Consider the following 11,890-nt stretch of genomic DNA (forward strand, 5'->3'; position numbering starts at 1 on the left):
TTTATTGCTGTGATTAACCCGGGCGCTTAGCCACCCATCAGTTTCTGCCACCAGGAGAGCGGCTCGCCACAGTTCTTCGCCGGATGATAGCTCTCAGTCAGCGCGGGGACGGCAATAACATTGCCGCACTTAGCCTGCTTGGCAACGCCTGTCTTGGCATCGAAGTAACCATTTACCACGCCTTCGACCGGTGTGCGTCTTAAACCAATAGGTGCGCGCTGTTTGAGGAAGGCCTGATACACGGCCATGGCACCACTGCTGCCGTAAAGGCTTGTCTTGCCATTGTCATCCAAGCCAACCCAAACCGCTGCCACGTTACGTTCATCGAAACCGGCAAACCAAGAGTCGCGTGAATCATTACTGGTGCCTGTCTTACCCGCCAGGGTAACCCCAGGAAACGCCTGCCCCAACTTGGCAGCGGTACCAGATGCAACCACCTGAGTCATCGCATGCTGTACCAGGAAGTCACTGGCTACAGGCAATGCCTGGCTGGCGTTGCTCTGACTGGCCGCCAGGAGCTGATTGTCTGCATCCAGCACATGGGTCACCGCATTAAGCTGACGATAACGTCCATTGTCCGCCAATGTCTGATACACCTGGGCGACCATCAGCGGCGAGCCATTGACTGCACCCAACAACATTGAGGGATAATCGGGGATCTCTTCATCCCAGCCAGACTTGGCCAGAGTGGTTGCCACCGCATCTGTGCCTATGGCCATCCCTAAGTTCACCGTTGGTACGTTCATCGACTTCTTAAAGGCCGTCATCAGAGGCACTTCGCCAGAGAACTGCTTGGTCACGTTTTGCGGTGACCAGGTCTTACCATGAGAGTTGGTCAATGTGATGGGCTCATCCTTTAACGGCGTTGCCAGGGTATATTTATCCCCCTGGCTCAAGGCCGTGGCATAGACAAAAGGTTTGATTAACGAGCCTATGGGCCTGCGAATCTCCACCGCACGGTTAAAACCATGGTAACTAGGCACCTTGTCGCCCACCATGGCAGCAATACCCGCTGAATATTTGTCGGTCACCACCATACCAACTTGTAAAGCCTTGTCTCGCTGCTCCAGCTGCTGCATCGTCTTACGCACCGCCAGCTCTGCCGCCTCCTGAGCCAATGGATCTAAGGTTGTGTAGACCTTAATGCCCGACTGTTGCAGCAAAGCATCGCCAAAACGACGTGACAGTTCACCGCGTACCACGGCAAAGAACGCCGGTAGCTTCTTGTGCACAGGTCGACTAAATTGGCGCACCCCAAGAGGTGACTCCACCGCCGCCTTATACTGAGCCACAGGCAGTTGGCCAGACTCCATCAAGAGACGCAGCACCAGATCCCGTCGTTCCTGTGCCCGCTCAGGGTAACGCCAAGGGTTATAGTAAGAAGGGCCCTTGATCGCCGCGACCAGAAACGCCTGTTGAGCTAAAGTCAGCTCGGCAATAGGTCGACCAAAATAGAACTGAGAGGCCAGCCCCATTCCATGCACGGCGCGAGACTTATCCTGACCCATATACACCTCGTTGAGGTAGGCCTCTAAGATCTCATCCTTGTCATAACGAAAATCGATGATCAGCGCCATCAGGGCTTCTCTAAGCTTACGTATGATGGAACGCTCGCTGGAAAGAAAGAAGTTTTTCGCCAGCTGCTGGGTCAGGGTTGAGCCACCTTGTACTGTGCGTCCGGCGCTGATATTCACCATAGCGGCGCGCACTATGGCAAAGGGATTTACCCCGTGATGCTCGTAAAAACTTCTGTCTTCTACCAAGATCAAGGCATCCACAATCGCCTTGGGCATCTTATCTGTGGCCACAAACAACCTATCTTCGCCATCACCTGTGATCATGCGATCCAGCAGCACGGGTTCGAGATGAAACACCGCAAGTTCACGGTTATCACTGCGCGCTACAGAGGCGACCCCTAGGCTGTCGAAGGTGATCATCACCCGCTGTTCCTCTTGGGAACCTTGAGGATGCAGGAAGGGACGTCGCCAGAGATCCACCTTGGTCTTAGAGGCGGAAAACTCTCCCACCTGACGGGGATTAGCCACCTTACGATAACCCAATAGCTTTAGCTCGGCGATCAACTGATCATGACTCACCGCCGCCCCAGGATAAAGCGCCATAGAACGGCTAAATACCTGCGCTGGCAGATGCCACTTTTGCCCTTCAAATTTACGGGCGATGATCTGATCCAGATAGATGCTATAAATCGTTAAGGCGGCAAACAGTATCAGGCCGAGCTTCCAGCTCAAAGACCAGATCTTACGCCCCCATCCCGGCTTTACGGCACTGGCTTTAGGCTTGCTTGTCTTGCCATTGGCCGACTTACGCGGCTTACGTTGCTTTGGCGTCTCTTTATTCGTCATCTCTTTTCCAGTCAAACAGCAAAAGGGCGATCACTGCCCATTTGCTGACATCTTTTTCTTGGTTAATTTGGTTGGCAAGGTGTTGGCCGGATCGTCGGGCCATAGATGCTTAGGGTAACGCCCCTTCATCTCTTTCTTTACCTCGACATAGGGGCCAGTCCAGAAGTTGGCCAGATCGGCGGTTAACGCCAACGGTCGCATGGCTGGCGACAGAAGCTCCATGGTCACCACCAATTTACCTTGGGCCAGACGCGGACTCTGAGCCATGCCCAGCGCCTCCTGCAGACGCACGCTAAGCAGGGCGCGTCCCGAGTCGTCGTAACGTATCGCCGCCCGAGTACCCGTTTTCATCGGCCAGTGGGTCGGCAGTAGTTCGTTTAATGCCTGCTGCTGGCTCCATTCCAGGCGATTGAGCAGCAGGGTGTAAAAATCCAGTCCCTTGAGCTGGTTCAGGCGGCGCACCCCATCGAGATAGGGTCCCAGCCACTTGGGCAACTCGGCCAATAGGGATTCATCGCTAACATCGGGCCAGTCTCCCGCCAGTTCAAACTGACGCGCCAGCGCCACCCGACGCCTGAGCTGCTCCACCTTATCATCAAATCCCAGCAGCGAAAGGCCTTTAGTACGGATCAGCTGATAGATAGCCTGATGAATCGTCTCTTCGTCCAGAGCCGCTAAGGGGCGTTCGCTCAATATGATAGCCCCGATACGCCGTTGAGATAAACCGTAAAAACGCGCCTTATCCTCATCCCAGCCAGTCACGACTTGGGTCTGCCCCCTGTTTGCCAGGGCGCCGTCAAACAAGGCAGGATCCAACTTAGCCGCCAGCAGAATGCGGCCACTACTTTGCCCATCGCTCTCCTGAAAATCGGCCACCACCAGCCAAGGCTCCCCCTGCAGCGCATCGTCATCGCCGAGTGCCACCCCAGCACCGCAGGCAAGTTGATAGCCCTTCACCCCACGCGCCTTGGCGATGCGATCGGGAAACGCCAGCGCCAATAAAATAGCAATATCCTGATCCCGGCTCTCACTCAACACCTGGCTAAAGGCTTTATTCCCGCCCACTCTCACCAGATATTGCTTTGCAAGCTTAGCAATCTCGCCCCCCCGGGCCTCGTTTAAATATCGCGTAATATCTGCGCCGCGTCGGGGCAAGGCTCGCGCCTCAAGTAGCGCCGCCAATACCGCCGCCAGCGGCAAATAGTAGGGACTCCCGCTCTCTTCCAACGCCTTGGCGGCCAACAACATATGTGCCAGACGGGGATGACAGCCAAGCTGATAGGCGGCGCGGCCATGGGCCGTTATGCGCCGCTGACTATCCACCAATTCAAGCTGAGTAAGCAGCTCCCAGGCAACGGTTTCATTGGCCGCGTTAGGCGGCGAAATAAGGGGCAAGGCTTGTAGGGTGTTCACTCCCCAGAAAGCAGCATCCAAGGCTGCATTGGTGAGATCACCATGTTGAATTTCCGGCTCGTCGGCCTTGAGCAGACGCTCATGCTCCTGCTGTGGCCAGAGCCTGATGCAGTGGCCAGCGCTAAGACGCCCGGCGCGGCCGGCGCGCTGGGCCGCTGAAGATTGGCTGATCCGTTTCAGTGACAGTCGATTCACCGCCGTCTTGGGATTAAAGCTGGCCTGACGCTTATAACCGGCATCGACCACCAGCTGAATATCTTCAATGGTCAGACTCGACTCGGCCACATTAGTCGCCAGCACTAACTTACGCATCCCCTTAGGCGGAGCGGCAATAGCGGCATCTTGTTGTTTGGGCGGCAAGGCGCCATAGAGAGGTGCAATCAAGAACACCTTGCTGTCGAGCCGCTCCGATAATAGGGTTTGTAAACGCCCAATCTCGCGCTGGCCGGGCAGAAACGCCAGTAAAGAGCCCTGCTGATGCTCACTCAAGGCGTCGACTATCACCTTGGCCATATGGGGCAACCAATCTTGATGAGCATCGCCGGGACGATAACTCAAACTGACAGGATAGCTGCGCCCTTCGCTGACAAGACTAGCAGCATCAGGCATTAAATCTGAGAGAGGCAAGCCATCCAGAGTGGCCGACATCGCCATGATCTTGAGATCTTCACGAAACGAGGCCTGCACCTCTAGTGCCAGCGCCAGCCCAAGATCTGTCGTCAGATGGCGCTCATGGATCTCATCAAAGATGATCAACCCATAATCCGATAACTCAGGATCTTGCTGGATCATCCGGGTCAACACCCCTTCGGTCACCACTTCGAGACGCGTCTTGGCGCTGATGCTGGACTCACCGCGTACCCGATAACCCACAGATTGCCCTACGGACTCTCCGCGCTGCGCAGCAATAAAGTGCGCGACATTGCGCGCCGCGATACGTCTGGGTTCCAACATTAGAATCTTGCCCTGTATCTGTGACCAGTCGAGCATCGCCAGCGGCAACGCGGTCGACTTACCCGCCCCGGTTGGCGCCTGCAGAATCACCTGCGAATGGCTTTCCAGGGCCTGTTGGATCTCAGGCAGGAGTGTATGGATAGGTACTTGGTTCAAAGGTGGTGTTCAATCGGCAAAAAACTGGCGACAGTTTACTAGGGATGAAGGCAAAACTAAACATACGCGCCCCGGCTAAAGGGCGCTATAAGGTTAACATCTATTCACAATAGAGCTGGCGATACCAATGCAGGCCTTCACCCGAACTCAAAGTCGCCAAGGATGTCGGCCGGGCAATGCCATAGCCTTGACCATACTCGACGCCCAAGCGCGCGAGATGTTTGGCCACCTCAACCGACTCGACAAATTCCGCCACGATTTCAAAATCCATGTCGCGGCCAAGTTGGCAGATGGCCGAGACGATCGCCTGATCCGCCCTGTCATCACACAGTTGTAGAATAAACTGTCCGTCTATCTTCACATAGTCCACATCGAGCAGCTTGAGATAGGCAAAACTTGAGAAACCTGAGCCAAAATCATCCAGCGCCAGCTTGCATCCCATGGGTTTCACCATGCTGATCAACTCCGTCGCCTGATCCAGCTGGCTGACCGCCGCCGTCTCAGTGATCTCAAAGCAGAGCTTAGACACCAGTTCGGGCTCGCCCAGCAAACGCATCTCCAGCCAATTGATAAATTCGCTATCACCGATCGACAAGGCCGAGAGGTTAACCGATACCATACTCAAAGATTGCCAGATATCGATATGTTCACTGCCCCAGCGCAGCAGCTTGTCGATCACCCAGCGATCCAGCTTGGCCACCAGGTTAAAGCGCTCGGCGGCGGGTAGAAAGATCCCCGGCGCGATCAGCTCGCCATCGGCAGATCGCATCCGCAGCAAGATCTCCAGATGTAAGCCTTCGTCACTCACACTCAGGGGTTCTATGGGCTGATAAAAGAGCTCAAATCTGTCGTTAGCCAGGGCGCCAATGATATCCACCGAGGCGCTCATCTCGGTATTGAGCTTCTCTACCACAGGATCTTGAGCACTATAGAAATACCAGGCGTTGCCGCCCTTCTCCTTGGCCAAGAGGCAGGCGGCACTGGCGCGCCGCAGCAGATCCGATATCGAATCTATATCACTCTCGCAGCGGGCCACTCCCATGCTAACGCTCACGCAATGTTTACGCCCTTCCCAGCTAAATTCATGGTTAGCCAACGCCTGACAGATACGTTCTGCCACCTGCTCGGCAATCTTGCCATCGATATTAGGCATTAAAATGCCAAATTCGTCACCACTTAGCCTGGCAACCACATCTTCCTTGCGCACCAACTGGCTCAAGCGAGAGGCCAACTGGCACAGCAAATGGTCGCCAGCCCTGTGACCACTGACATTATTGACTATTTGAAATCTGTCTATATTAATGAAACCAACAAAGGTGGCACGTTCACAGTCACAGGGATTGGACAGATCATAGATAGCCTCAAAATAGGCGCGATTTGGCAGGCCAGTTAAGCTATCAAAGTTCAGCGAGAGTCTCTGCTCATCAGTGACTTCCACCACCTCTTTCACGGGCTCAACCAACATGAGTATTGGGCCATCCTCCCCTGAGAGGGAGAGAAAGGTCACCTTGGAATCGACCTCATTGGGGGAAAATTTGAGCGGCACCTCGCAGCTCGACTGCTCAAGCACCTGATCTTTAACCAGGTTCATGGTATCAAGAAAGCGTTTTTGAGCTAATGCAGGTACCAGACTTTCTATTCGCTGTAGCGTCTCTACACGCAAGGTTTCAGATGCGCTCTGATTAAAACGTATCACCCTATCATCGGCACCGACATGCACACAGGGAATAGGCAGGCGATAGAGATGTTCGATACAAACCAGTTCATTACTCTTGGCCGCTAATCGCTGATGCGTCACCTCTTGCGCCAGACCCAGTAAATTTCCCGCCAACAGTAATTTTTGCCTGACGAGCTCTGGCCAATGTCCTTCGCAGTTATAGCGGTAAGCCCCAAAAATATATTGCTTGATCCCACCGACGGGTAAAAGCAATACACTGCGGATCTTGGCCTGATTCAGGCGTACACGACTATCGTCATCGTCAATAGCGGCCGCCACATCTTCAACGATGGCCGGTTCGCGCAGCGAGGTATAGGAATGCAGGTGGCGATTATTGGCCACCCTGCTGAGTAACAATTCGGCGTCGCGCTTACTAAAGATGGATGTATCAGACTGATACATAGCCTCAATCTGCACAGGCAGACGGCCTTTGCCAATACGTAACAAAAACAAGCCATCGCAATTATTATCGATGGCAAGTTCCTGCAACACTAGCTGCAGTTCCTCTTCCAAATCATGCTCGCACAAATAAGCAAGAGTTTGCTCGAGCGATCGCGATCCGTGTTGCGTATCGGATGACATATACTATCTAATCCTTAGATTGGCTAATCTGATACAGACACTGATTATAGTCAGAAATCATAGAATTACCCATAGGTTAAGTTGTAAACACTAGTAGTACGCGACAACAGGACACATTTAGCTACTCATGCAGCATTGACGAAATAACTCGCTTAAAATCAAACAAATAGAATATTATTCGCTTTGTATTTTTGTAACACACTTTGGCCTTTATCGGCAACCAGGTGATAGACCCATGAAACGACTCTTTCTTGCCATCTCTCCCAATGCTGCTCAGCTCGACACATTGACTCAGCTGCAGGCAAACATTGGTGGCGAAGGGCGCATAGTCCCTAGAGACAATCTGCATATGACGCTGGCCTTTCTCGGCCAATGTAGCGCGGCGCAGCAAGAGGCCCTCAGCGAAACCTTAGCGCGGCTCGCCCACCAACGCCGGCTGCCGGCTTTTGAAGTGACGCTCAATACGCTAGCGCATTGGGACAAGCCGAAGATCCTCTGCCTCAAAGGCGAGGCGCGAGACCCGCAACTAGTCTCCCTGTTTAACCTATGTCAGCGTTTGGCGCAGCAACTCGGGCTACATACCAGTGAGCATAGCTTCCAGCCTCATATCACCCTGATGCGTAAGGCTAAGGCACTGCCCGATATCAAATCCCCGACTCTTACCCTCAATGGCCATGCCCTGCATCTATATCACTCCCAAAGCAGTGAGCAAGGCGTGCAATATGAGATATTGGCCTCCTGGACACTTACATAAAAAAAACGCGCCATTGGCGCGTTTTTCACATTCACTACAACTTAGCTTAGTCTTGCAGCAACTCGGCAATGGTTAACACGCCGTGAGCGGTCGCCCCCGCCGCCCACAAGCCATTGGCCGAATCGGCAAAGGCCGAGGCTAGATCCATATGTAACCACTGAGTGTCATCCGACACAAAGCGCCATAAGAAACCGGCAGCGTTTGAGGCGCCGCCAGCTCCGCCACCTTTGACCGGACGACTGTTGGCGGTATCGGCATAGGCTGATGGACACATCTCTTTGTGCCAAGGATCGAGGGGAAGTGGCCACACCATCTCGGCGACAGATGAAGCCTTCTCTTGGGTGCGGTTAATCAACTCACGACTTGGCGAGAAGATGGCGTTGTACTGAGTCCCCACGGCCATCACGGCAGCACCGGTCAGGGTCGCGGCATCGATCACCAGCGGTGCACCTGTCTCACAGGCGGCTTGCAGGCCATCGGCCAATACCAAACGCCCCTCGGCATCTGTGTTTACTACCTCAACCGATACGCCATTCTTGTAGGTGAGGATATCCCCCAGTTTATAGGCACGGCCACTGATCAGGTTCTCGGCGCAGCAGAGGAACAGCTTGATACGCTTATTCAGACCAGACTTGATCGCCAGGCCCAGCGCTGCCGTCACGGTCGCCGCGCCGCCCATGTCGCACTTCATCCCCAGCATGCCTTCGGACGCCTTGATGCTGTAACCGCCTGAGTCGAAGGTGATCCCTTTACCCACTAGCGCCGCCGACACAGGAGCATCATCACCCAGTGGGTTATAGTCCAGTTCGAGCAGCGCAGGAGCACGCTCACTGCCGCGGCCCACAGAGTGAATGCCTATCCACTTCTCTTCCAGCAGGGCTTCACCCTCAACGATGCGATAGCTCACCTTGTCGCCACCGACTTTAGTCAGCCACTGGGCAGCCTGATTTGCCAGGGTCACCGGCGCCAAGTTTTCAGGAGTCTCGTTGATCAACTGCCTGGCGAAGGCCGCGCTGTCGCGTCTGTCGTCTAGCACTTTCTTGATGGCGTCGTCGCCAGTCCAGGCTATCTTGCCTATCTGCTTGGCCGTAGCAAAGCCTTGGGCGAAGGCCCACTGAGTGTGAAGATCCCAGATCTCACCTTCTAATGCCACCTCGTTAATCCCTTGATTGCGTAGCTTACGCGCCGCCTGCTGCACCTGACGTAGCTGATCGCCCGCCTGCAGATGGATATTGGCCTGGCCCGCCGTAAAGGTCACATCTGCGCTGCCCCAATGGGCTGCTGGTGCATCGCTGGTCAGATAAATCTTCATCACGTCGCTCATAGTTATTCCTTTTCTGTACAGAGAGTCGCGAAACCTTTAGCGGCTCCGCCTTATAATGGCGCCAAGTATAACGCCAATCATGGGCCTTTATCTAATCGCTTAAATCAACCCCATTCCCCCTAGGCCAGCAGGGCGGTGCGACAGCATAATGCTAAATAAGGTAGAATCGCTGCGCTCAGCCGTGGTCTGTTACCACATAGAGATAGCAAACCAACGCCAAACCCAGCCACAGAAATAATAAGCAGCATAATAAGGTCGACAAGATGATTTTTACCCCCGCATTTGAACAGGGAATATTGCTCAGACGCTACAAGCGCTTCCTCGCCGATGTGCAACTTGATGATGGCTCAGAGATCACCATCCACTGTCCTAACACTGGCTCGATGCGCAACTGCCTCTATCCCGGCGAGCCCGTCTGGTTCTCCACCTCTGACAATCCCAAACGCAAATATGCCCATACCTGGGAACAAGCGGCCTCAGATGAGGGCCACATCATAGGGATCAACACTGGGCGCGCGAATGCCCTGGCGGCTGAGGCGATTGAGGCGGGCGTTATTACCGAGCTGAGCGGCTACGACACCCTGCGCCGCGAGGTAAAATATGGCAGTGAGAATAGCCGCATCGATCTATTACTGCAGAGCGAGGGCAAACCCGCCTGCTATATAGAAGTCAAAAGTTGTACCTTATTAGAAGAGGGCCAGGGTTACTTTCCCGATGCGGTCACCACTCGGGGACAAAAACATCTGCGTGAACTGATGGAGATGGTCAAGCAAGGCCACAGAGCGGTACTGCTATTTGTGGTGCAACACACGGGGATCACCTCAGTGGCCGCCGCCAAACATATCGACCCAGACTACGCCGAGCTTCTGACTCAGGCCCACCAAAATGGGGTGGAGATCCTCGCCTACAGCAGTAAATTATCCCCAAGTGGGGCCAGTCTGATTAAATCCTGCCCTGTCAAGTTGTAAATAGAAGGTAAAAGTTGAATTAATGCGTAATAGAGGACATAGTCAAAAGATAAACTTATGGCAGCTTAAAAAATTTGCGTGGTATATCAGATTCTGATATAGATATCGGCCTTTAATAAAGACGCCCTACAACGCAAATGATTAACAGGAGATGCGTTATGCCTGAAGGCACTAAAAAACTTGGCGTGCTCGCTATCGCAGGTGTAGATCCTTACCAGGAAAAACCAGGTGAGGAATATATGAATACCGCTCAACTGGGTCACTTCAAAAAAATTCTCGATGCTTGGCGTAGTCAGCTCCGTGAAGAGGTGGATCGCACCCTGAATCATATGCAAGACGAAGCGGCTAACTTCCCAGACCCTGTCGACCGTGCGGCTCAGGAAGAGGAGTTCAGTCTTGAACTACGCGCCCGTGACAGAGAGCGTAAGCTGATCAAGAAGATTGAAAAGACATTGCAGAAGATCGAAGACGACGATTTCGGTTTCTGTGATTCATGCGGTATCGAAATCGGTATCCGCCGTCTCGAAGCTCGTCCAACGGCCGATCTCTGTATCGACTGTAAGACGCTCGCCGAGATCAAAGAGAAACAGATGGCCGGTTAATCTGGCGTAAAGCGGGGCTTAGCCCCGCTTTTTTATGATGTGTCGTTAAAGGTTTTGCCGTGATAGTTCAAGCAGACCACTCTCAAACCCCAAATACTCAAACCACTATGCCCAAAGCCGTCGCGTCCCAAGCCACCGGCACAGAGGCCTATGTTGGTAGATTCGCCCCCTCCCCCTCGGGTCCACTGCATTTTGGCTCCTTAATTGCCGCGCTAGGTAGCTTTCTACGCGCCCGCGCAAACCAAGGTAAATGGTTGGTGCGTATCGAAGATATCGATCCCCCGAGAGAGGTCATAGGTGCCAGCGACCTTATCCTCAAGACTCTAGATGCCTATGGCCTGCAATGGGACGACGCCGTGCTCTATCAAAGCGATCGCCTAGGCGCCTACCAGGCGCAGCTTGACGCATTAGTTCAGCAGGACAAAGCCTACTTTTGCCAGTGCACCCGCAAACAGATCCAGGCGATGGGCGGCACCTATGATGGCCGCTGCTCTGCGCGCATGCCTAAACATACTGAAGGCGCGATACGCATTCACAATACCTTGGCCATAGACCATTTTAATGATGAGTTACTGGGCCCTATCCAGGTTGAACCAGACTTTGCGGCTGAGGACTTTATTATCAAGCGCCGCGACGGCCTCTACGCCTACCAGCTGGCGGTGGTCATGGACGATGCCTTTCAAGGGATCACCGAAGTGGTGCGCGGCGCCGACCTGCTCACCTCCAGCGCCCGCCAAGCCACGCTCTTTGAGCTATTTGGCGAAACGGCGCCTAAGTGGCTACATCTGCCACTGGCCTGCGCCCAACCTGGGATGAAGCTCTCAAAACAGAATCATGCCCCGGCGATCGATATCGAGGCGCCTCAGGCCAGTATCAATGCCGCGCTCGCCTTTCTGGGGCAAGCTCCTTGCGATATCGACAAAGTTGAAACCATGTTAGCCCAGGCCATCAGCCAATTTGACCTGAAGCGGATCCCGTGTCAGCAGGAGATCCTTCTGCCGCAAGGCGCTTAAGTCGATGCGCTAAAGTAGTGAAATGCAAAACCTAACCGCCGTCA

Annotated in this window: 8 protein-coding genes; 4 read left to right on the plus strand and 4 right to left on the minus strand. The window is 53.9% G+C overall.

The genetic code is table 11. The annotated features are described in order from the left end of the window. Positions 1-26: 26 nt before the first annotated feature. From mrcB to CFF01_RS15720, 3 genes are all read right to left on the minus strand, one after another. Positions 27-2,363, minus strand: a complete 2,337-nt coding sequence (gene mrcB / locus CFF01_RS15710) for a penicillin-binding protein 1B (RefSeq protein ID WP_088905423.1) — start codon at positions 2,361-2,363, stop codon at positions 27-29. A gap of 30 nt (positions 2,364-2,393) precedes the next feature. After that, entirely contained in the window at positions 2,394-4,886 is a 2,493-nt protein-coding gene (gene hrpB, locus CFF01_RS15715; protein ID WP_088905424.1) for an ATP-dependent helicase HrpB, read from the minus strand. 100 nt (positions 4,887-4,986) lie between these two features. Then, positions 4,987-7,185 (minus strand): putative bifunctional diguanylate cyclase/phosphodiesterase, encoded by a 2,199-nt coding sequence (locus CFF01_RS15720; RefSeq protein ID WP_088905425.1) that lies wholly within the window; start codon positions 7,183-7,185, stop codon positions 4,987-4,989. 235 nt (positions 7,186-7,420) lie between these two features. Between CFF01_RS15720 and thpR the strand changes: the two genes are divergently transcribed. Further along, the gene (gene thpR / locus CFF01_RS15725; RefSeq protein WP_088905426.1) at positions 7,421-7,939 is read left to right on the plus strand and encodes an RNA 2',3'-cyclic phosphodiesterase; all 519 of its coding nucleotides are present in this window, start codon (positions 7,421-7,423) and stop codon (positions 7,937-7,939) included. Between the two features lie 46 nt (positions 7,940-7,985). On the opposite strand, the gene pepB is transcribed toward thpR, so the two are convergent. Continuing rightward, positions 7,986-9,263, minus strand: a complete 1,278-nt coding sequence (gene pepB, locus CFF01_RS15730) for an aminopeptidase PepB (protein ID WP_088905427.1) — start codon at positions 9,261-9,263, stop codon at positions 7,986-7,988. Positions 9,264-9,526: 263 nt separating this feature from the next. Between pepB and sfsA the strand changes: the two genes are divergently transcribed. From sfsA to gluQRS, 3 genes are all read left to right on the plus strand, one after another. Then, entirely contained in the window at positions 9,527-10,231 is a 705-nt protein-coding gene (sfsA, locus tag CFF01_RS15735) for a DNA/RNA nuclease SfsA (protein WP_088905428.1), read from the plus strand. Positions 10,232-10,389: 158 nt separating this feature from the next. Beyond that, positions 10,390-10,833 carry an RNA polymerase-binding protein DksA gene (gene dksA, locus CFF01_RS15740; RefSeq protein WP_011866925.1) on the plus strand — a complete coding sequence of 148 codons (444 nt, stop codon included), beginning with the start codon at positions 10,390-10,392 and terminating at the stop codon, positions 10,831-10,833. A 107-nt stretch (positions 10,834-10,940) separates the two neighbouring features. Continuing rightward, positions 10,941-11,846, plus strand: coding sequence for a tRNA glutamyl-Q(34) synthetase GluQRS (gene gluQRS / locus CFF01_RS15745; protein WP_088905429.1), 906 nt, complete (start codon positions 10,941-10,943; stop codon positions 11,844-11,846). Positions 11,847-11,890 lie beyond the last annotated feature (44 nt).

The sequence above is a fragment of the Shewanella marisflavi genome (assembly GCF_002215585.1).
GTDB lineage: Bacteria > Pseudomonadota > Gammaproteobacteria > Enterobacterales > Shewanellaceae > Shewanella > Shewanella marisflavi.